16 protein-coding genes and 1 pseudogene are annotated in these 21,311 nt (G+C 59.7%); 14 read left to right on the top strand and 3 right to left on the bottom strand.

Annotation, left to right across the window (positions count from 1 at the left end):
• Positions 1 to 123: 123 nt before the first annotated feature.
• The gene (locus LNV07_RS13225; RefSeq protein WP_263571624.1) at positions 124 to 756 is read right to left on the bottom strand and encodes an OmpA family protein; all 633 of its coding nucleotides are present in this window, start codon (positions 754 to 756) and stop codon (positions 124 to 126) included.
• A 502-nt stretch (positions 757 to 1,258) separates the two neighbouring features.
• On the opposite strand from LNV07_RS13225, the gene LNV07_RS13230 reads away from it, so the two are divergent.
• From LNV07_RS13230 to LNV07_RS13285, 12 genes are all read left to right on the top strand, one after another.
• Positions 1,259 to 3,067 carry a serine/threonine-protein kinase gene (locus LNV07_RS13230; protein WP_263571625.1) on the top strand — a complete coding sequence of 603 codons (1,809 nt, stop codon included), beginning with the start codon at positions 1,259 to 1,261 and terminating at the stop codon, positions 3,065 to 3,067.
• 317 nt (positions 3,068 to 3,384) lie between these two features.
• Complete coding sequence (gene tssA, locus LNV07_RS13235; RefSeq protein ID WP_263571626.1) at positions 3,385 to 4,437, top strand: type VI secretion system protein TssA; 1,053 nt, start codon at positions 3,385 to 3,387, stop codon at positions 4,435 to 4,437.
• A 74-nt stretch (positions 4,438 to 4,511) separates the two neighbouring features.
• Positions 4,512 to 5,009: a type VI secretion system contractile sheath small subunit gene (gene tssB, locus LNV07_RS13240; protein WP_263571627.1), complete on the top strand. Its 498-nt coding sequence runs from the start codon at positions 4,512 to 4,514 to the stop codon at positions 5,007 to 5,009.
• A gap of 51 nt (positions 5,010 to 5,060) precedes the next feature.
• Entirely contained in the window at positions 5,061 to 6,557 is a 1,497-nt protein-coding gene (gene tssC / locus LNV07_RS13245; protein ID WP_263571628.1) for a type VI secretion system contractile sheath large subunit, read from the top strand.
• Positions 6,558 to 6,672: 115 nt separating this feature from the next.
• Positions 6,673 to 7,167 (top strand): Hcp family type VI secretion system effector, encoded by a 495-nt coding sequence (locus LNV07_RS13250; protein ID WP_263571629.1) that lies wholly within the window; start codon positions 6,673 to 6,675, stop codon positions 7,165 to 7,167.
• Positions 7,168 to 7,396: 229 nt separating this feature from the next.
• Entirely contained in the window at positions 7,397 to 8,203 is an 807-nt protein-coding gene (locus LNV07_RS13255; protein ID WP_263571630.1) for a type VI secretion system accessory protein TagJ, read from the top strand.
• Between the two features lie 2 nt (positions 8,204 to 8,205).
• Positions 8,206 to 8,712, top strand: coding sequence for a type VI secretion system baseplate subunit TssE (tssE, locus tag LNV07_RS13260; protein ID WP_263571631.1), 507 nt, complete (start codon positions 8,206 to 8,208; stop codon positions 8,710 to 8,712).
• A 13-nt stretch (positions 8,713 to 8,725) separates the two neighbouring features.
• Complete coding sequence (gene tssF / locus LNV07_RS13265) at positions 8,726 to 10,627, top strand: type VI secretion system baseplate subunit TssF (protein ID WP_263571632.1); 1,902 nt, start codon at positions 8,726 to 8,728, stop codon at positions 10,625 to 10,627.
• Positions 10,627 to 11,682 carry a type VI secretion system baseplate subunit TssG gene (tssG, locus tag LNV07_RS13270; protein ID WP_263571633.1) on the top strand — a complete coding sequence of 352 codons (1,056 nt, stop codon included), beginning with the start codon at positions 10,627 to 10,629 and terminating at the stop codon, positions 11,680 to 11,682. The genes tssF and tssG overlap by 1 nt, the downstream gene beginning before the upstream one ends.
• 58 nt (positions 11,683 to 11,740) lie before the next feature.
• On the top strand, positions 11,741 to 14,473 hold the full coding sequence (gene tssH / locus LNV07_RS13275) for a type VI secretion system ATPase TssH (protein WP_263571634.1): 2,733 nt from the start codon (positions 11,741 to 11,743) through the stop codon (positions 14,471 to 14,473).
• A gap of 207 nt (positions 14,474 to 14,680) precedes the next feature.
• Entirely contained in the window at positions 14,681 to 15,580 is a 900-nt protein-coding gene (locus tag LNV07_RS13280; RefSeq protein WP_263571635.1) for a hypothetical protein, read from the top strand.
• 62 nt (positions 15,581 to 15,642) lie between these two features.
• Positions 15,643 to 16,533: a hypothetical protein gene (locus LNV07_RS13285; protein ID WP_263571678.1), complete on the top strand. Its 891-nt coding sequence runs from the start codon at positions 15,643 to 15,645 to the stop codon at positions 16,531 to 16,533.
• Here LNV07_RS13285 and LNV07_RS13290 read toward each other — a convergent pair.
• Both LNV07_RS13290 and LNV07_RS13295 read right to left on the bottom strand, forming a co-directional pair.
• Positions 16,534 to 16,708: pseudogene (locus LNV07_RS13290) on the bottom strand (IS5/IS1182 family transposase); the annotation flags it as partial.
• A gap of 152 nt (positions 16,709 to 16,860) precedes the next feature.
• Positions 16,861 to 18,204 carry a tetratricopeptide repeat protein gene (locus tag LNV07_RS13295; protein WP_263571636.1) on the bottom strand — a complete coding sequence of 448 codons (1,344 nt, stop codon included), beginning with the start codon at positions 18,202 to 18,204 and terminating at the stop codon, positions 16,861 to 16,863.
• 606 nt (positions 18,205 to 18,810) lie between these two features.
• Between LNV07_RS13295 and LNV07_RS13300 the strand changes: the two genes are divergently transcribed.
• The gene (locus LNV07_RS13300; RefSeq protein WP_263571637.1) at positions 18,811 to 19,800 is read left to right on the top strand and encodes a hypothetical protein; all 990 of its coding nucleotides are present in this window, start codon (positions 18,811 to 18,813) and stop codon (positions 19,798 to 19,800) included.
• A gap of 51 nt (positions 19,801 to 19,851) precedes the next feature.
• On the top strand, positions 19,852 to 21,297 hold the full coding sequence (sbcB, locus tag LNV07_RS13305) for an exodeoxyribonuclease I (protein ID WP_263571638.1): 1,446 nt from the start codon (positions 19,852 to 19,854) through the stop codon (positions 21,295 to 21,297).
• Positions 21,298 to 21,311 lie beyond the last annotated feature (14 nt).

Genomic DNA, 21,311 nt, shown 5'->3' on the forward strand with positions numbered 1-21,311 from the left:
TTATGCGGGTCGGGCAATTCACTCGTCAACACCGTTCAATGCAAGCAGCAAACCTTGCAACTTTGGCAGCCCGGGCATGGCGGTAGCAACGCTAGCCTCCCCAGCATTACCCGAGGCAAGCAATCAGTTCTTGACGGTCACGATGGTGACCCGGCGGTTTTCTGGCGCATCGACACGGGCCTTGTTTAGCGGCTCGGATGAGCCCTTGCCGACTGAATTCAAGCGCTCAGGCAGCAAGCCCTGCGCTGCGACCAAATAGTTGGCTACCGACTCTGCGCGCAACTGCGAAAGCTTCAAATTGCTGTCTGCATCACCTCGCGCGTCGGCATGTCCTTCAACATTGAACGAAAAGCCGGCCAACCGATCCGATTGCATTGCCCGGGCCAACATGTCCAAAGTGCCTCTGGATTCTGGCGTCAAGGTCGCCGAATTAGTCTCAAACGTCACTTGGAGATTGGCTTTGCCAGCATTGGGATTGACCGGTTTAGAGACATCACCGGGTTTGACAGGACGAAAACCTCTGGTCTTGGCTGCGCCATCGGAGACCTCGGACGAGTCGACCGCCAATGCATCAATCAAGGCCTCCTCCGTTAGCTGTGGCCCGCTCAGAAGCGCGGAATTGGCTTGCTTGTTGGCAGTTTGCGCCGCTACATTCGTGCCGCCAAGGCTGATCAGCAAGGACGTAAATATCAGTTTCAGGGTTGTTGGTTTCATGGGTGCTTCAAGTCCGATCAAGAAAAACAAAATGCCGAACAAGGGCACCTGGCCGCGAATGAAGCCGCGGTCTTGGGCTTATCCTGCGCGGTTGAATCCGGCTGAGTTTCGACTCTCTGCTCGTCCTTCAACCGACCATTTACTATTGGCTGCATTTTGAATCAAGCAATTGCTTCATGGTGTCGTTCAAAAGGGTGGGCAGGAAATATTTTTGCTGTGGGCATGCTTGGCATATGGGATCAAATTTGAACAACCCAGCAGGGGAGGGAATGGCCGTGAGAGTTCGTTGTTACTTGTACGGTTTGACGCCACCGCAATACAGCTCATTGCGCGCGACAATAGTTATTGATAGGCCAGAAATTTCCGCCGAATTGTCGCTGCGCGGATCTCCAGCGCCAGGACTTACATAGGGAACAAAAAGCACGCCATGAGCAGCCAGACTCCTGACGACGACCGCACCGTCATTCGCCCAAGCTTGAATGACGAGCCAACAATCGCGGTGCCTCAAATGGCTGCAGTTACGCCGCCTGCTCAGGCGACCGTCATGCCCTCAGTAAGCTCCATCGCCGCGGCCGCCGCGTCAGCCTCAAGCAGCAATAGCGCGGCCTCGAGTGCAGGAGAAAGTGGTAACGCTTTGCCCATAGGCACCTACGTGGGCGAATTCGAGTTGACCGGCGTGTTGGGTGAGGGTGGCTTCGGCATCGTCTACCTGGCCTGGGACCATTCGCTTGAGCGCAAAGTTGCGCTAAAGGAATACATGCCCTCGGCGCTGTCGGCACGGGTCGGCAATACGCAGGTTCAGGTCAAGTCGGCCCGCCACAGAGATACGTTCGAGGCCGGTCTCAAGAGTTTTGTGAACGAGGCCAAGTTGCTGGCCTCGTTTGACCACCCTTCCTTGGTCAAGGTCTACCGCTTTTGGGAAGCCAATGGCACCGCCTATATGGTGATGCCCTTTTACGAAGGCATCACGCTGAAAGACAAATTGCGAGAAATGGGTGCACCGCCCGACGAGCAGTGGCTGATGACCTTGTTGGCGCCGTTGACCGAGGCGCTGGCCGTCATCCACTCCGCAAGCTGCTTTCACCGCGACATCGCTCCGGACAACGTCATTCTGCTGGGCCAGAGCCAGAAGCCCTTGCTGCTGGACTTCGGCGCGGCCCGTCGTGTGATCGGCGACATGACGCAGGCTTTGACCGTTATCCTCAAACCCGGCTACGCGCCGGTGGAGCAATATGCGGAAGCGCCAAATATGAAGCAGGGCGCTTGGACCGATGTCTACGCCTTGGCGGCCTCGGTGCATTTCGCCATCATGGGGCGCACACCACCGACATCGGTTGGCCGCTTGATGAGCGACAGCTATGTGCCGTTGGAGCAATCGGCCGCCGGTCGCTACAGCCAACGGTTCTTGCAAGCCATTGACCGTGCTTTGCGGGTGCGACCCGAAGACCGTACGGCTTCGATTGCAGAAATGCGGATTGAGTTGGGGCTTGGCGAGGCGGCAAATGCCGAGGCTTTACGGCCGCAAAGCCGGTTCGATGCCTCGGCACACGAGGCCACCCAATTCGGCAGTCCAGCTGTTCATGTTTTGGCACAGTCGTCCGTGCCCCGAGCCGCCCAGGCCGAGCCTGAAAAGGGAGGCAGCAAGGGCCTCTGGGTGGGCTTGGGGTTCGTGCTGCTGGCAGCGGCAGGCGGCGCCTATATGTTCAACAGCCCAAGCAAGCCAATTGTCACGCCGCCCGGCGCCAAGGAATCGGCCAAGCTTGCTGCTCCCGAGCTTGCCCCAACAACCGCCTTGGTCGCCGCTGCTCCTGCCAGTTGGGATGCGCGCGAAGAGTTCGAGAAGATCATTCAGGGCCAAACGGCGGGCTTCGCGGTCGAAGCGGTGAGCAGCAAACCGCAGTTTCAAATCGAGAAAGATTTTCTTGGCTTTAGTGTCAAGTCCGCACGCGATGGTTTTATCAATGTACTGATGCTGGAACAAGACGGCTCATTGTCATTGATATTCCCCAGCCCACAAGCGCCCAATAATCGCATCAAGGGTGGCCAAACTTTGGCCTTGCCACAGCGCAGTTGGGCGCTAAAGCCCGCCGAGCCGCCTGGCCCGCAGCGGTTTTTGGTGATCGTCAGCGCGCACCCGCGTGACTACAGCCAACTGAGCAAGGAAAGGGACGAGATGCTGCTGAAGCTGCCGACCGGCGAGACGGCCGCAGCTCTTGCCCTTGCGCTGAATATCGCGGCGAAGGCGAATGGCAATGCCGCTTCGTCGCTGTTGCTGGGCAGCAGCGGCAATTGCACGGCGAGCGACTGCGGCGATTACGGCGCAGCGCAGTTCGGCGTCGAAATAGTTCGCTGAACTGCTTCGCGAGCGAAGCGGGGTAGGCGGCATGGGCCGCAACTTCAGGTGCAAGTGCCGCGCGCCTTGGCGTTGCTCGGGAGAGCATCGTTGCGGTGCGCCATTTTTTTCGTCTTGTTAAGCTGTCACTCTTTCACCGTAGGCTCTACAGCCTGGTTTTTTTGATAAAGAACATGGTGTTTTCCCGCCCATGGATTTTTAGAAAAACTTAATGTTCACCGGCATCTTCTTGCCTTAAAGTGCACCTCAGTTGAGCCGTACAACTTTATTGACTCAGCTCAAAGCTTCGCCCAATAAACCTAGTGAGCGCATCATTGATGAGTGATTTCGAAGCTATGGGAAACAAGGTCGACGAGTGGCTGTTGCCCATTTCGGACGAAGCCGCGCCCTGCGGTCCCGACCTTGAGTATGACAATGAATTTCTGGCTTTGACGCAGGCCGCCGCGGGCAAGCCTGAGTCTCAATTCGGGCCAGCGGAGGCGCCCGTCTGGCGCAATGTGGTCGCTATGGCCGAAGCGTTGATGGACCGCTCGCGCGATCTGCGGGTGGCTATTACTTGGCTGCGTGGGTGCCTGCATATGCAGGGTTATGGCGCGTTGCCTGTTGGCTTGAAATTGCTGCACGGCTTGATTGGCACGCAGTGGGCCCATGTCCATCCCTTGCCGGATCCTGATGATGGCGATCCTTATGCGCGAGTCAATGCCTTGACCTTGTTGCGCGAGAACGAGGGCTTGCTGGGGGATTTGCGGGCATCCTTGTTGATAGAAGATCGCAGCATCGGCGTGCTGAGCGTGCGCTCGGTAGAAGTCGCACTTGGACTTGCTCCAGCCCGCAGCGATGAAGAAGTGATGAGCCAGGGGCAAGTCAGCCAGATGATGGCTGCGGCTGGGGGCAAAGAAGACGGCTTGCGGATCCGTTGCCAGGAGGCGCTTGCGCAAACGCGCCAATTGATGTCCTTGCTGAATGAAGCGCTCGGCTCCGAGTTGGCGCCTGATTTGCGGCCGCTCTACGTTTTGGCCAATGGCGTGCTTTCTTGCCTCCCTGTCGAAGTGGAGGCCGAGGTCACAAGCGACGAATCCGCAGGTGAAAACGGCGGCGATCAGGTCGGTGGCCCTGCCGCCGTTTCGAGCAAAAAAGGTTTATCCGGAAGTGTGAACTCGCGTGAAGATGCGATACGAGCCATTGCCATGGTTTGCGAGTATTTGGAGCGTGCAGAACCCGCCAGTCCGGCGCAGCTTTTCTTGCGCCGAGGTAGTCAGTTGATCAACCAGAATTTCTTGCAATTGATGAAGATGCTGGCCCCCGATGCGCTGCCTGGCGTCGCTGGTTTGGTTGGGGTCGACCCTTACAGCATTGATAACCCTGAATAGTGATGATTCACCACTGTTTCAATGGTTAGTTTTTTTCTATTTTGTAATTCTTCACCGTCGCACAGGAGCTTGGAATGAGTAGCAGCCAAAAATTCATCGCGCGCAATCGCGCACCACGGGTTCAGATTGAATATGACGTCGAGGTTTACGGCGCCGAGAAAAAAATTCAACTCCCATTTGTGATGGGCGTGATGGCCGATCTGTCCGGTAACCCGGCCGATCCCTTGGCACCAGTGGCGGACCGCAAGTTTCTGGAGGTGGATGTCGACAACTTTGACGCCCGTATGAAGGCGATGAAGCCGCGTGTGGCCATGCAAGTGCCGAACTCCCTGACCGGCGAAGGCAATCTGAGCGTCGACATCACCTTCGACAGCATGGATGATTTCACGCCCGACGCCGTGGCTCGCAAGGTGGATTCGCTGAGCAAGCTGCTCGACGCGCGCCAGCAATTGCAAAACCTGGTCACCTATATGGACGGCAAGGGCGGCGCCGAAGAGTTGATCGGCAAGTTGATCAACGATCCAGCCTTGCTGGGTGCGCTCGCTTCGTCCGCCAAGCCGGCTGACGCCTGAGTCGCCGCCGACCTTCTGCCGCAAACCTTTATAAAAGTACTGGAGAAATAGATGGCCGACTCCCAAGCCTCCCAATCATCTGCCGCGCTGGCCAGCGTTGCGATGGAAGGCAGCGACCTCGCTTCGTTGCTGCAAAAAGAATTCAAGCCCAAGTCCGACGAAGCAAAAAGCGCGGTCGAACAAGCGGTACAGACCTTGGCCCAGCAAGCGCTGAGCCAGACCGCGCTGATCGGCAGCGACACCGTCGCTTCGATCGAGGCGATGATTGCCGCCATCGACAAGAAGCTCTCGGAGCAGATCAATTTGATCTTGCACCACCAAGACTTCCAAAAGCTCGAAGGCGCTTGGCGCGGTCTGCATTACATGGTGAATAACACCGAGACCGATGAGTCGCTGAAGATCCGGGTGATGAACGTCTCCAAGGCGGAGTTGGGCAAGACGCTCAAGCGCTACAAGGGCACCAGCTGGGACCAAAGCCCGATCTTCAAGAAGATCTATGCCGAAGAGTTCAGTCAGTTCGGCGGCGAGCCTTTCGGTTGCCTGGTCGGTGACTATCACTTCGACCAAAGTGCGCCCGATGTGGAGCTGCTGTCCGAGATGGCAAAGATTGCCGCTGCTTCCCATGCGCCCTTCATCACCGGCGGCTCGCCGACCTTGATGCAAATGGACTCGTGGCAAGAGTTGGCCAACCCGCGCGACTTGACGAAGATATTCACCACGCCCGAATATGCCGCCTGGCGCTCGCTGCGTGAGTCGGAAGACTCCAAATACATCGGCCTGGCAATGCCTCGCTTCCTGTCGCGCATGCCTTACGGTGCCAAGACCAATCCGGTCGAAGCCTTCAATTTCGAAGAAGACACCGGCTCGGCCGATCACGGCAAGTACACCTGGGCGAATGCCGCCTATGCGATGGCGACCAATATCAACCGCTCTTTCAAGGAGAACGGTTGGTGCACGCGGATTCGCGGTATCGAGTCGGGTGGCGCGGTGCAAAACCTGCCCACACACAGCTTCCCGACCGATGACGGCGGCGTGGACATGAAATGCCCGACCGAAATCGCGATCGAAGACCGTCGCGAGGCCGAGTTAGCTAAAAATGGTTTCATGCCCTTGGTCCACCGCAAGAACAGCGACTTTGCGGCCTTTATCGGTGCGCAGTCGCTGCACAAACCGGCCGAGTATGACGACCCGGACGCGACCGCCAACGCCAACTTGGCTGCCCGCCTGCCTTACCTGTTTGCCACCTGCCGCTTTGCGCATTACCTGAAGTGCATCGTGCGCGACAAGATCGGTTCGTTCAAGGAACGTGCCGAAGTCGAAGCCTGGTTGACCAAATGGGTCATGCAGTACGTCGACGGCGATCCGGCCAACTCCTCCGAGCAGACCAAGGCGAAGAAGCCTTTGGCTGCGGCAGAGGTCGTGGTCGAGGAAGATCCGGCCAATCCGGGTTATTACAGCTCCAAGTTTTTCCTGCGGCCCCATTACCAACTTGAAGGCCTGACCGTCTCGCTGCGCTTGGTCTCCAAGCTGCCGTCGGTCAAGGGATAAACAACAGCTCAGGTTTCAACCTTCCCCGGTCGGCTGCATGGCTGGGGGCGCTCTCAGAGAGGGCGCTTTTTGCAGTATCTAACGCCCAATTTGGGTAACATTTCAGGAGAGCATCATGGCATTGGACATGTTCATCAATTTGGGCGCCACCATCAAGGGCGAGAGCCGTGACAAGGTTCAGGGCCCCAAGGGCGACGTTGATATTTTGGCCTGGAGCTGGGGCATGTCCCAGTCTGGCTCCACCCACATGGGCGGTGGTGGCGGTGCCGGCAAGGCCAACTTCCAGGATCTGTCCTTCACCAAATATGTCGACTCGGCATCAAGCGCCTTGATGGTCGCTCTGGCCAAGGGTACGCATATTGCCGAAGTTAAATTGTTGGTGCGCAAGGCCGGTGAGGGCCAGCAGAAATACATCCACATCACGATGAAGGAAGTGATCGTGACATCCGTCAGCACCGGCGGCTCGGGCGGTGAAGACCGGCTGACCGAGAACGTGACCTTGAACTTCGCCGAGGTCAAATACGACTACACACCGCAAGATTCCAAGGGCACGGTTGCCGGCGACAAGACCTTCGCCTGGAACATTGCCGAGAACGTGGCAGCGGGCTGATCGGTTTTTGTCACTCGCGCTCCGCCTGCCCATTGGATCCAGGCGGAGTGAGGCGGTAAAGAATTCAAACGATCGGCATCGCCGGCCGTTTGAATTGCCCTCCTTTTTTATTCTTAACTCACGCAGACTCGCCTCGACCATTCTTGCTGGATCCGCCGCTTCTCGAGCGGCCGCGATGGCGGACCGAAGGTGTCAGGTTTGCGGGGGATCATGATTTGCCGGAGTTCCCATGTCCCATCCCGGCGCAGCCGAACAAGCCCTCAAAGACGGTGATGCGAAAGCCGCTCTCAAGCTCCTGACCGAGCAGATCAGGTCAAAGCCGCAAGATGCCAAGCTGCGCGTCTTCCTGTTCCAGCTGCTCTGCGTCACCGGTCAATGGGAGCGTGCGCTGAATCAGCTCAATGTCGCGCTCGAACTTGACGCCGGTATGCTGCCCATGGTGCAAACCTACCGCGAGGCGATCGCCTGCGAGACCTTGCGCATGAAGGTGTTTGCGGGGCAGAAGGTGCCGATGCTGTTTGGTGAGCCCGAGCCTTGGGTCGCCTTGCTGATTGAAGCGCTGCTTCGTGAAGGTCGAGGTGAACCAGACGCCGGACGGCAGCTGCGCGCCGAGGCGCTGGAGCAGGCGCCCGCCACATCGGGTACGGTTGACGGCCAAGCCTTCGCCTGGATTGCCGATGCCGATAGCCGGCTTGGGCCGGTAATCGAGGCCATCATCAATGGCAAATATTACTGGCTGCCCTGGAACCGGGTGTCCCAAGTCGACATCGATCCGCCACAGGATCTGCGCGACGCGGTCTGGATGCCGGCGCACTTCCAGTTCATCAATGGCGGCGAGGTCGTCGGCCTGATCCCGACACGCTACCCCGACACCGACCTGGCGCCGGGCGACTTGCTGGCCTTGTCGCGCAGCACCGAATGGCGCTCGCGTGGGGCAGATGAATTCATCGGACTCGGCCAGCGCTTGTTCGCAACCGATGTGGCTGATTTCGCCCTGATGGATATCCGCTCCGTCGTCTTGAACACGGCGGACTGAGCATGACCCAACTCCGCGCCCGTGACCGCCTCCAGCCCGCTTTGCTGGACAGGTTGACCGACGACGAACCCGAGTCGATGGTTGAGAGCAACGAGGCTCGCGTGATCGGCCGCAATCAGTTGCGCGAGATGGTTTTGCGTGACCTGGCCTGGCTGTTCAACTCAACCGCGCCGGGCGACTATATCGATTGGTCGCAGGCGCCGCATGCGCGCAAGTCGGTGCTCAATTACGGGCTGCCGCCCTTGTCGGGCAGCAGCGCCTCCAACATCGATCCGCTGATTTTGCAAGCCCGTGTCAAGCAGGCCATCCTCGACCATGAGCCGCGCATCCTGCCTCATACCTTGACGGTGGAGACGGTGATCTCTGACAAGCAGTTGGACCACCACAATCAGATCGGCTTCCGTATAGCCGGCCAGTTATGGGCTCAACCGGTGCCGTTGGAGTTGCTGCTGAGAACCGATATCGATCTTGAAACGGGTCGGGTCGCAGTGCGCGAACTCGATCGCTGAAGGGCCCAGCATCATGGACCCACGCCTGCTGCGTTACTACAACGACGAGTTGCGCCATCTGCGCGAAATGGGCGCCGAGTTCGCGCAGCAATTCCCCAAGATTGCCGCGCGCTTAGGCATCGAAGGGCTGGAGGTGTCCGACCCCTATGTCGAGCGCTTGCTCGAGGGCTTTGCCTTTTTGGCCGGCCGCATCCAGCTCAAGCTCGACGCCGAGTTTCCGCGCTTCACGCAGACGCTGCTGGAGATCGTCTACCCGCAATTCCTGGCGCCCACACCGGCGATGTTGATCGCACGCGTTGTCCCTGATCTCGCCGACCCCAGCCTGGCGACCGGCTTGACGCTGGCGCGCGGCAGCGTGATGCACAGCCTGGCGGGCAAGGCGGGCGCCACCGCCTGCGAGTTCCGCAGCGCGCATGAGCTGAAGATCTGGCCACTGGAGTTGACCCAGGTCGAGTATTTCAACCAGGCGGCAGACCTGCCCATGGCCGCCGTGCCCGAATGGCGCAAATACCGCTCGGGCCTGCGCCTGCGCCTGCGTGCCACCGCCGGCTGTGATCTGAGCCAGCTCTCGCTCGACAGCCTGCGCCTGCATTGCACCGGTTTGGATGACGTCGCCTACCGCCTGCACGAGCTGATTTGCGGCCATGCGATGGGCATATTGGTGATGCCGACCAAGCGCCCGGCCGATTGGCACGAGGCACTCGATGCTGAAAGCATCGGCCCGGTCGGTTTTGACGATGACGAGGCTTTACTGCCACCCACCCTGCACGGCTTCGAGGGCTACCGCATCGTGCAGGAGTATTTCGCCTTCCCGCAGCGCTTTTTGTTTTTTGACCTGCACGATATCGGCGACGCGATGCGCGAACATGGCGGCAGCGAGGTCGACATCGTCATCCTGTTCTCGCGCGCCGACAACGCCTTGTTGCAGCAGATCGATGCCAGCAGCCTGGCCTTGAACTGTGTGCCCGCGATCAATTTGCTGGAGCGGCGCTGCGACCGTATCCAGGTCAATCCGGGTGACACCGAATACCACGTGGTGCCCGACCGCACCCGGCCTATGGACTACGAGGTGCACACCGTCACCGAGTTGATCGGCTACGGCAGTGGCGGAGGCGGAGCAGGCCCCGCCAAAGACAAGGCCACCGAGTGGCGCTTCTTGCCCTTCTACAACGCCTTTCACACCGAAGCGCGTTCGCACAATGCCTATTTCTCGGTGCAGCGGATGCCTCGCCTGCTGTCGCAGCTGCAAACCCGCGAAGGCCCGCGGTCCAGCTATATCGGCAGCGAGGTCTATGTGTCGGTGGTGGATTCGGCCGAAGCGCCATTCTCCGCCGATCTGCGCCAGCTTGGCGTTAGGGCCTTGTGCAGCAACCGCGATCTGCCGATCTTGATGCCGACCGGTAACGCCAAGGGTGATCTGACCTTGGCGCAGACCGCGCCGGTCAAGTCCATCCAGGTGCTCAAGGGCCCATCGCGCCCGCAGTCGGCGTTGCGCGAGGGCAATATCGCCTGGAAGATGATCAACCAGCTGAGCCTCAACCATCTGTCCTTGACCGATACCGATGCCGATCAGGGTGCGGCGGCGCTGCGCGAAATCTTGCGCCTTTATGCGCCCAGCGGCGACGCCGGTGCACAGCGCCAGATCGACGGCCTGCGTTCGGTCAAGCTGGCCTCGGTGGTGCGGCGTCTGCCCATGGCCGGCCCCATCACCTTCGGGCGCGGCGTGGATGTGCGGGTGGAGATCGATGATCATGCGTTTGAAGGCGGCAGCGCCTTCTTGCTCGGCCTGGTGCTGGAGCGATTTGTCGCCCGCCATGTGTCGCTGAATGGTTTTACCCAACTGCGCCTGCATTCGCCGGCGCGCGGCGACATCCTCAGCGGACGCCCGCGCTGCGGCACAAGAGCGATTCTGTAGTGGACTCGCAAAAGAATGATCGCCCAGACCCGATCCACGAGATCGCGGCCGCCGCGCACAGCTTCGATTTTTATCAGGCCATGCGCTTGATCGATGCCTATAACCTCGACAAGCCGCGCCTGGGCACCGCCCGGCGCCCGGTTGACGAGGCGGTGCGCCTGGGTCAAGCGGCCGACCTGAGCTTTGCGCCGTCCAGCCTGAGCATGGTGGACCCGTCCGACCGCAGCGGCCGCCCGCGTGTCGAGGTACGTTTCTTCGGCCTGTTCGGGCCGAACAGCCCGCTGCCGCTGCACATGACCAGTTATGCCCGCGAGCGCCGCATGCACAAGGGCGATGAGACTTTCGGCCGTTTTGCGGATATGTTTCACCACCGCCTTTTGCTGCTGTTCTACCGCGCCTGGGCTCAGGGTAAACCGGCCGTTAGCCTGGACCGCCCGAACGAAGACCGCTTTGCTTCCTTTGTCGGCTCGCTGATCGGCGTGGCCGGGCCGGAACTGCAAAACCGGGACGCCGCGCCCGACCATGCTCGCCTGGCCCATGCCGGCGTCTTGTCGCGTCAGGTGCGCAATGCCGAAGGCCTGGGCTTGCTGCTGTCGAGCTATCTGGGCATGCAGGCGCGCATCGAGCAGTTCTATGGCCGCTGGATGCCGCTGCAGCCCGAGGAGCGCACCCGCATCAAGCGCCTCAGCCGGCGCGGCGCGTCCAGGCGGCTGTCGACCGCGCAACTCGGCGTTAGCGCCGTGCTTGGGCGGGCTGTGTTTGACCGCCAGCACCATTTCCGCATCCATGTCGGCCCGCTGGACCTGCCCGCCTTTGAGGCGCTGCTGCCGGTCGGCAAGGCCTTGCCTGCGGTGCAAGCCTTGGTACATCAATACATCGGCCTGGAACTCGGCTGGGACTTGGCCTTGCAGCTCAAGCAAGAGCAAGTGCCGGCCTGCCGACCCGGCGTCTATGGCCGCCTGGGCTGGACCACCTGGCTGGGCGAGCCGCCGGGGCAAGGTCCCAGAAAGCGACCCGCAGTCTTGAATTTGAACCCGAAGCTGGCGCAACTTTAGGTCAGCGTGAACTGAACCTTTCCGAACCGAATCGCAACCCTCGTCAAAAGGATTCACCATGGCAGACATCAACCGAGTCACTCTCTTCGGCAAGTTGAACAGCGCGGCCTACAAGGCGGTTGAAGGGGCCACGGTATTCTGCAAGTTGCGCGGCAACCCTTATGTGGAGTTGGAGCACTGGATTGCGCAAATCCTGCAAATGGCCGACTCCGACTGGCACCGCATCATCAAGTACGGCCAGCTTGACCAGTCCGCACTCGCCAAGGACCTGACCGCCGCACTCGACCGCCTGCCGCGCGGCGCCACCAGCATCTCCGACATTGCCGAGAACATCGCCGACGCGATCGAGCGCGGCTGGGTCTACGGCACGCTGCTTTACGGAGACAACACCGTGCGCACCGGTTATGTGCTGATCGGCATGCTCAAGACCAAGACCTTGCGCAACGCGCTGATCGCCATCAGCCGCCAGTTCGAAAAGCTCAAGGTCGAAGACCTCAGCGACAACCTCGCCAAGATCCTGGCCGGCTCGCCCGAAGAAGGCCTGGGCGCCACCGATGGTTCATCTGCCGGCGGCAGCGCCCCAGGCGAAGACAGCGGTGCCATGGCCCCGGCCGCCATGGGCAAGCAAGAAGCCTTGAAGAAATTCACCGTCGACCTGACCGAGCAGGCGCGCAGCGGCAAGATGGACCCCATCGTCGGCCGCGACGACGAGATCCGCCAGGTGGTTGACATCTTGATGCGTCGCCGCCAGAACAACCCCATCCTGGTCGGTGAGGCCGGCGTCGGCAAAACGGCGGTCGTTGAAGGCTTTGCCCAGCGCATTGCGCGCGGCGATGTGCCGCCGAGCTTGAAGGATGTGGAACTGCGCTCGCTCGATGTGGGCCTGCTGCAGGCGGGAGCCAGCATGAAGGGCGAGTTCGAGCAGCGACTGCGCTCTGTCATCGAAGAGGTGCAGGCCAGCGCCAAGCCCATCATCTTGTTCATCGACGAAACCCACACCCTGGTCGGTGCGGGCGGTGCCGCCGGCACCGGCGATGCGGCCAATTTGCTGAAGCCCGCCCTGGCGCGCGGCACGCTGCGCACCATTGGCGCGACGACCTTTGCCGAGTACAAAAAACACATCGAAAAAGACCCGGCGCTGACCCGGCGCTTCCAGACCGTGCAGGTCGATGAGCCGGACGAAGCCAAGGCGATTCTGATGATGCGCGGCGTTGCCAGCACGATGGAAAAGCACCACAAGGTGCAGATCCTCGACGAGGCGCTGGAGGCGGCCGTGCGTCTGAGCCACCGCTACATCCCGGCGCGCCAGTTACCCGACAAGTCGGTCAGCCTGCTCGACACCGCCTGCGCCCGCGTCGCCGTGAGCCTGCACGCCACCCCCGCCGAGGTGGACGACTGCCGCAAGCGCATCGAGGCGCTGGAGACCGAGTTGGGCATCATCGCCCGCGAGAAAGCGATCGGCATCGACATTGGCAAGCGCGAGAGCGAAGCCAGCGAGTTCCTGGCCAGCGAGCGTGTGCGTTTGGCGGGGCTGGACGCCCGCTGGGCCGAGGAAAAAGCGCTGGTTGACCAACTGCTCGACCTGCGCGCCAAGCTGCGCGCCGGCATCCGCCCGGTGGAAGGCACCGGCAGCAAGTTGGAGGCCGAAGCGGCGGCCGAGGCTGTCGCCGAAGGCCTGACCGATGGTGACCGCGAGGCTGAGCGAGTCGCCCTGCTGGCGCAATTGAACGAGGTGCAAGCCAAGCTCAGCACGCTGCAAGGCGAAACACCGCTGATCCTACCCACGGTGGACTACCAGGCCGTTGCGGCGGTAGTGGGCGACTGGACCGGCATTCCGGTCGGCCGCATGGCCCGCAACGAGATCGAGACCATTCTGAAGGTGGCCGACGCCTTGGCCCAGCGTGTGATCGGCCAAGACCATGCGATGGAGATGATCGCCAAGCGCATCCAGACCTCACGCGCCGGCTTGGATAACCCGAACAAACCGATTGGCGTTTTCATGCTCGCCGGCACCTCGGGCGTGGGCAAGACCGAAACCGCCCTTGCATTGGCCGAGGCCCTGTATGGCGGTGAGCAGAACATGATCACCGTCAATATGAGCGAGTATCAAGAAGCGCACACCGTCAGTACCTTGAAGGGCGCGCCTCCCGGTTATGTTGGTTATGGCGAAGGCGGCGTCTTGACCGAAGCGGTGCGCCGCAAGCCTTATAGCGTGGTGCTGCTGGATGAGGTTGAAAAAGCCCATCCGGATGTGCACGAGATGTTCTTCCAGGTCTTTGACAAAGGCTTTATGGAAGACGGGGAAGGGCGGTTTATTGACTTTAAGAACACGCTGATTCTGCTGACGACCAATGCGGGTACAGATTTGATCGCAGGTTTATGCAAAGACCCCGATTTGATGCCCGATCCGGAAGGTATGGCCAAGGCTTTGCGTGAACCTTTGTTGAAGATATTCCCACCGGCATTGCTGGGTCGTTTGGTGGCAATTCCTTATTACCCGCTGTCGGATGAGATGCTCGGCAAGATTGTGGTGCTCCAGTTGAACCGGATCAAAAAACGGGTTGAGGCGCGCTACAAGATTCCGTTCAATTACAGCGACGAGGTGGTGAAGCTGGTGGTTAGCCGCTGCACCGAGTCGGAATCGGGCGGGCGGATGATCGATGCGATTCTCACCAACACCATGCTGCCGGATATATCGCGTCAGTTCCTGACTCGAATGATGGAGGGGAGGGAGATTGCGGCGGTGACGGTGGATGTGGCGGACGGGGAGTTTGCTTACACGTTCGCGTAGGACGGGTTGCTCGGGACGGGGCCGTAGATTCAAAACCTGCGGCCGCTTATCCTCGTGGCCCCATCCTTCCTCGCGGCGAAAACCGAGTATGCGGACTGGGTCGGCGTGCGCACCGCGATGTACCCGACCGGCGATATGAAGTTGTGGCGGTGGGCGGGCACCGACACCCTGTGGTCCATTGGATAGCTAGCGATTGGAGGTCACCAGATGCCCTATTTTCTGATGTTCAAATGTGCGACCTGCAATACGGTCGCGACCGGCCCTGAAGCGCCGCCGCTTGATAGTGACGGTCCGACGGTCGGCACCAGCTATGGCAAGCGCCCGGGTCTGGCTTGCCCGACCAGCACTTGGCATGCGAACTTGATCTATACCGGCAAGGAGATGCGGCCACCGAAAGCTCCTCCCATGACGCCGAAGGGCCCACCCGAGGTATTGCTGCCCAGTGCTTGGACCGAGGTTGGCGACGGCAAATTCGTCAAGACGCTGAAGTACCCGAACATTCCCGAAGCGGCGCAAATTTCCTTGATCGCCGCCTTGGAGATTGCACTGGGCGACGCCGACAACAGGGTTTCCTTGTTGGGCGCCAGTTTCGATCGCTTTGACAACTATGGTGATGTCGAGGATGTGGCGATCAAGGACCTGGCTAGCGCCGAGAAATGGCTGACCATACCGCTGGTCTTGAATCGCTTGCAATCGGTGGCCAAGGCCTTGGGCGGCACCGACTTGTGGAAGTTGGCGCACTTGGACCGGAATTTTGACGGCAAGGCGCTGGATTTGATGTTGCCCTCAGGCGTGGATGGCTGCAGGTTTCATCTGGAACTGCTGAATGACTTGGTCAATCCACGCGGCGGTCATTCGGTGGCGGCCGATACCTATGCGCAGGCCATCAAGAAGGCCATTGTCTTGCGCCGCGCCAACACCGCGGGCAATGATGAGCGAGGCCCAAACCGGTCTTATTATTTTATTTCCACGCAGTCACGGCGGGGCTTGAATGTGGTCATGAATGGGGCCACCCAGGTATTGACGGTTTACTACTCCGGCGCCGCAACCGCCTGGTCAACCCGTGCGATGACAGACGAGTTGCGAGCCGAACGCACCGTCGCCTGAAGCTGAATCAAACAGAACAGAACAGAACAGAACAGACGCTAGCTTTTATCGAGGAGACATTTATGAGTATGTTGAAGTTGAAGTCGCTGAATGCCACCCCCAGCAACTGGGACGCGCATCTGAAGCAAAGCTACCTCAACTGCCGTGGTGAGCACACCAGCAGTTGGTATTCCTGGGCCAAGACTCGCTTGCGCTCAGGTAACCGAGGCGACACCGCTGTGAACTCGGCAGGACAGGTGGCTGGTGGAGCTGGCCTGGTCACAGGTGCCATGGCACTGCCGGGAGCGGCAACAGCCGCGACCATGGCCGGCATGTCGGTGGCCGCGGCAGCGACCTTATATGCATTGCCGGCCGTGATTACCGTCGGAGCCGTCGCCTATTGGGGTTATAACAAGAACGAGCATCACAAGGTCAACAAAGAGATTTGGGAGTATTGGCAAGCCCATAGGCAGCGTGGCGACAAAGATACGTGTTTTGAGCTTGATGACAAGAAGTTGGTGCGCTGGCTGGGCTGGTTTGGCGACGAAGGCATCAGCAATATGAATCATATGGGGCCCAAGAACAAGGAAGCCAAGGAGTCCTATGACAAGAAGGTCAACGCGATTGATAACGCCCGCATTGCCCTGCACAAGAAGATTCTGCTGGTGAATGCCCTCAGGCCGACCCTGCCCAAGGAGATCGAAAAAAAAGCAACGGAAGTCAAGGCGCTGAAACAAGAGTCTGATAACTTGGCCGCAAAATACATTGATCTAGGCAAGGACCTGCAATACATCACCTATCGGGTCGAACGCTTCGTGATGTATCACGAGATGCTTGATCTGACGGTCAGGTCCTGGAAGAAGATATCCGATTTGCCGACCTTGCAGGCTGCAGCCGCAACGGCTTTTGTGGATCAGCTGAAGACTTACCAGGAATTGCATGCCAGCATGGCGGCGTTGCCGACGCCGGCCTGACTGCTGCATGAAATGGGTGCGCAGCATGGCTTCCAAGGAAAAGGGCGGCCGTCCAAAACGGGGCGATCAACTCGACCAGCTCCTTCCACGGGACAACCAACTCCATCTGTCCAAGGAACTCGGGTTTACGAGTTTTCTTGACGCTGAGTTTCATGTCAAAAGAGGCCTGTTTCATGGTGGATATTTTTCTTCTGCGGGCTTACGCCTACCTCACAACGCAGGGAGTTACGCAGGACTTCCCTAACCCTTCCAATTCCATGCACATCGAGTATCCCTTCGTTGCGCCAGCAAGCAAGTCACATCTCAAAAGAGCGGCGCCCGGCAGATTTAGGCTTGACTCCACGCTCTGTGCGCCGCGACTAATAACCCTTTCACCGGGAGATCGCTTTCCGTACGCAGGGTGACTTGACTCATGGCCTTGATCGAGAGGCCAGTACTTTCGAGCAGTCCGTTCACGTAGCCGACGCTATGGGTGTAGCGCCCATGGTGTTGCAAGGTGTAGCCGGGGCTACAGTCGGCGCCGCGCTCTTCGACCGTGAAGATCAGGTGGCCGCCGGGCCGCAGTGCTTGCGCGGCGGCGGTCAGTACATCTTGCAGAGCGCCGAAATAGCACAAGGTGTCGGCCGAGACGATCAGGTCAAATTGACCGAGGTGTGTGCCCAGGTAAACCGTGAGCTCGGCCTGATCCAGTCTATCGTAGCTATGGCGCAGGGCAGCCTGGGCCAACATGCCCTCGGACAAGTCCACGCCGACCAGGGTGGCCGCATAGGGCTTGAGGTAGGGGGCACACAGGCCGGTACCGCAACCGGCGTCCAGGACTTGAAGCGTGGCCGCGGGTTCGACCAATATTGCGGCCACCAATTCGCCGGTCAGTGCCGGCGCTTGGTAGTCCAAATGAGCAAGCACCTCATCAAAGCTTTCGGCGAAGCTGTTGAAGGTGGCTTGCACGTAACCGTCGGAGGCGCGGCTAAGCCTGGATTCGCCCTCGTAGGCGGCGATCATGTGTTCGATCACGGGGTTGTTAGGGTCGAGCGCATGCCACTGCTTGTAGACCATCAGTGCTTCGTCAAAGCGTTTGGATATCGCAAGGGCCCTGCCCAAATCTTGATAGGCCCCGGGCGTGTACGGGGCGAGTTCAATGGCGCGACGGTAGGCGGTGAGCGCATCTTCAATGAGGCCGGCTTTCTTCAAAGTGTTGCCGAGGTTGTGCCAAGCGTCAGCGAAGTCGTCTTTAAGTGTGACGGCTTGCTGGTAGCTGGCAATCGCTTCATCAAAGCGCTCTTGCTTGGCGAGCACCACGCCCAAGTTGTTATGCGCCATCACAAACTGAGGGCGGACGGCAATCGCAGCTCGGTAGGCTTTCTCCGCTTGTGTCAACTCACCCAGTTCTTTGTAGACGTTACCGAGGTTGTTGTGGGCGTCCACATAAGAAGGCGCCAGGGTCACAGCTCGGTCGATCAGTCGAGCCGCTTCGTTAGGTCGACCCAATTGGTGTTCCGCGACTCCCAAATAATGCAATGCATCGGGAAGATCAGGGGCAAGGCTCAAGATAACGCGGTAATGATCGGCCGCCGCCTGAATTTGCCCGGCTTGGTGTTTGGCCAAGGCCAACTGCATGCCGATTTGCAATTGATTTGCAGGTGCTGAGGCTGTTGGCTTTTTGCGCTTCATGGCTTTTGACAGAGTTCGTTGCCTGGACAGCAAAGATGGATTGGATATTCGATCATCCCATGCTGACTCTGTCGGACTTGGCGTGAGGCTTTTCAAATTGCTACTGGACGCGGCTTGCCCCAAAGACTTCGAGGGGCCAGGGGATATTTTCTGATTGAAAAGGAAGCAAGCGCATCAGCATCCCGAATGACTCAGTCGTACCGAAAGCTATGCCTGTCGGCCTCGCGGTGGAGCGAATGAGCCCATCAAGCCGGTAAGCTAGCAGCCAATACGCGGCCGGCATGCGAAGATATTCAAAGCAATTTTGTAGTTGAGGCTCCGCATTAGGGATGGCTGACAAGGGAGCACACGAAAATCCTTGAACGCTTCCAATTCAATGACATAGCCTCAACCTGACTGCCAAGCCCGAACCATGAAAGATTGCTGCCAATGATGGAGTCGATTCAGCGTCAAGCATGGTCAAGGGCGGCCAAGCAACATTGCGTCGTTTGTGCAGCCGCCTTGCCGGCGCTGCCAATTGGCGGGCAGCAAACCTGTTCGATTGCAGCCAATTACCCCTGCTGCCAAACCGTCGCCTGTCGCATGATAGTCAGTCGCCGAGGCGAAATGAGCGAAGCCGGCTTCAAGCACTATTTGCAAATCGAAGCAAGCCAAACCCAAGGGCGAATGGCGCGCGCCAAACTGGCCCAGGAGAAGAGCGAAATCGAGGCGCAACAAAACTCGGCGGCATGGGGCAAGCTGAGGCAAAGGTGGGCAGCCGAAGCGTTGCAGTCACAGCTATTGCAGTTGGTGGTTCCGTCCGGCCCGCCGCGGGCAAGCAAACTGACTGCGCAGCGTCGGCACAGCTACCGCGAGCATCTCGCCAAGATCATTGCCGAGGCCTTGAATCCGCCAGATGTAGCATCGCCTGCGCCCGGGCTTGAAATACTTGCACGGAAGGTAATCGCCCGAGGGCAAGAGCTTGCCGCCCTGGGCACGACTTCCGAATTGCCCGGCCGCCTCTGCGCAATGTGCGGCGGAGGCTGCTGTACGCAGGGGGGCAATGAAGCTTATTTAACTGCGTCAACGGTGCGTCGTGTGATGGCCGAACAGCCCCGACTACAAAGCGCGGGCGAGTTGATGGCTCTCTATATCGATCGCCTGCCGAGCAAAGTGCAGGCCGGCTCCTGTATCAATCACGGGTCGCAGGGCTGCGTTTTGACGCGCGCGATGCGCAGTGATATCTGCAATAACTACGCCTGCGAAGCGCTGGCCCGACTTCAATATGCTCAGCGCCAAGCCAAGAACTCATCACCCCAGCATGCGGAAATCGCTGTGCTGGTCTTGCGTCGCAAGCAAGATAACTGGCTGCGTGGCACGCTGGGCCTGGACAACGCCATCAAGTCCGGCGCCTTGTTGAGCGAAGCTGGGGTCACGCGGGTCACCGCTTCCCGACTGCTCGGCCAAAAATCTGCAAAGCGAAGCCAATTGGCTAAGTCGCACAAGGCGGGAGGACAAGCACAGAGTGAGCCGATTTCTGCGTCAATTTCTGCGCCGCCTTCCCAACCGTCACCCGACCTTGAAGGCAACACTGAATATTGCTTGCCTTCAAGATGATCGAATCGGGATTTCTTTGGCTTGACCGAACGATGCGTTAACCTCCCGGCCATGAACGAGATCACATTCTTTTGGCACGACTACGAAACCTTCGGTCGCGTCCCGCGGCGCGACCGCCCGGCGCAGTTCGCGGGCCTGCGCACGGATGCGGACCTGAATGAAATCGGCGAACCCTTGATGCTTTATTGCCAACCGGCGCCGGATTTTTTGCCCGACCCGGAGGCTTGTCTGTTGACCGGCATCCTGCCGCAGGCCTGCCTCGAAAAAGGCGTGCTTGAGCATCAGTTCGCCGATGCGATCGAGGCCGCCTTGGCAGAGCCTGGCACGGTCGGCGTCGGCTATAACTCCATTCGCTTTGACGATGAGGTAACGCGCCATTTGTTCTGGCGTAATCTGATCGACCCTTACGCGCGCGAGTGGCAAAACGAATGTGGTCGCTGGGACATTCTGGATGTCGTGCGCTGCGCCTACGCGCTGCGGCCCGACGGGCTGCAGTGGCCCAAACATGAAGACGGCCGGCCTTCCTTCAAGCTTGAGCACCTGACCGTTGCCAACGGGCTTGTTCACGAGGCCGCCCATGACGCGCTCAGCGATGTGCGCGCCACCATCGCCTTGGCCAAGCTGCTGAAGACCGCGCAACCCAAGTTGTTCGAATTCTGCTTGCGGCTGCGTAAAAAGGACGCGGTCTGGGCCGAAATCGGCGTTGGCCGGCCGTTCCTGCACATCTCCGGCATGTACGGCCCCGAGCGCGGCTGCATCGCCTTGGTCTGGCCGCTGGCGCCGCATCCGACCAATAAGAACGAGTTGATCGTCTGGGACCTGGCGGCCGACCCGAGCGAGTTGCTGACGTTGAATGCTGCCGACATCCGTGGCCGCTTGTTCGTCAAGCAAGAGGATCTGCCCGAGGGCCAGACGCGGCTGCCGATCAAGACCATTCACATCAACAAATCGCCGATCGTGATCGGCAATCTGAAGACCTTGTCGCCGGCACTGGCCGAGCAATGGGGGCTGGATATGGCGCAGGGTTTGGCCCATGCGCAGCTGCTGATGGACAAAAAGGGCCGGGCGCTTGATGGCCTCTGGGGCGAGGTGTTCAAGCGTGAAAAGTCCAACCTAACGCCGGATGTGGACGAAGACCTGTATGGCGGCTTCATCGGCCCGGACGACCGGCGCGCCTTGCAGCGCCTGCGTAGCTTGACGCCCGAGCAACTGACGCAGCGAGCCAGCGAGGGCAAGCTGAGCTTTGCCGACCCGCGCCTGGATGAGCTGGTGTTCAGGTTCCGGGCGCGCAACTGGCCGGCCAGCCTGAGCACAGCCGAGCAAGAGCGCTGGAATGCCCATTGCGCAGCTCGTTTGCATGAAGGGGAGGGCGGTGCACAGACTTTGTCCGCGCACTTTGAGCAAATCGATCAACTCAGCGAGTCGGCCGACGAGCGTGGACAGGAAATTTTGGGCGCGCTCTACGACTATGCCGAACAGATCGCACCGGCCATGTAGTCGATCTTCAACAG

The organism is Roseateles oligotrophus, from assembly GCF_025717515.1.
GTDB classification, from domain to species: domain Bacteria; phylum Pseudomonadota; class Gammaproteobacteria; order Burkholderiales; family Burkholderiaceae_C; genus Paucibacter_A; species Paucibacter_A oligotrophus.

Coding starts and splice junctions, on each gene's coding strand:
- tssA (WP_263571626.1), top strand. CDS start 3,385: ATGAGTGATTTCGAAGCTATGGGAAACAAGGTCGACGAGTGGCTGTTG.
- tssC (WP_263571628.1), top strand. CDS start 5,061: ATGGCCGACTCCCAAGCCTCCCAATCATCTGCCGCGCTGGCCAGCGTT.
- tssB (WP_263571627.1), top strand. CDS start 4,512: ATGAGTAGCAGCCAAAAATTCATCGCGCGCAATCGCGCACCACGGGTT.
- LNV07_RS13300 (WP_263571637.1), top strand. CDS start 18,811: ATGAGCGAAGCCGGCTTCAAGCACTATTTGCAAATCGAAGCAAGCCAA.
- tssH (WP_263571634.1), top strand. CDS start 11,741: ATGGCAGACATCAACCGAGTCACTCTCTTCGGCAAGTTGAACAGCGCG.
- tssF (WP_263571632.1), top strand. CDS start 8,726: ATGGACCCACGCCTGCTGCGTTACTACAACGACGAGTTGCGCCATCTG.
- LNV07_RS13230 (WP_263571625.1), top strand. CDS start 1,259: ATGCCCTCAGTAAGCTCCATCGCCGCGGCCGCCGCGTCAGCCTCAAGC.
- LNV07_RS13280 (WP_263571635.1), top strand. CDS start 14,681: ATGCCCTATTTTCTGATGTTCAAATGTGCGACCTGCAATACGGTCGCG.
- LNV07_RS13255 (WP_263571630.1), top strand. CDS start 7,397: ATGTCCCATCCCGGCGCAGCCGAACAAGCCCTCAAAGACGGTGATGCG.
- sbcB (WP_263571638.1), top strand. CDS start 19,852: ATGAACGAGATCACATTCTTTTGGCACGACTACGAAACCTTCGGTCGC.
- LNV07_RS13250 (WP_263571629.1), top strand. CDS start 6,673: ATGGCATTGGACATGTTCATCAATTTGGGCGCCACCATCAAGGGCGAG.
- tssE (WP_263571631.1), top strand. CDS start 8,206: ATGACCCAACTCCGCGCCCGTGACCGCCTCCAGCCCGCTTTGCTGGAC.
- LNV07_RS13295 (WP_263571636.1), bottom strand. CDS start 18,204: ATGAAGCGCAAAAAGCCAACAGCCTCAGCACCTGCAAATCAATTGCAA.
- LNV07_RS13285 (WP_263571678.1), top strand. CDS start 15,643: ATGAGTATGTTGAAGTTGAAGTCGCTGAATGCCACCCCCAGCAACTGG.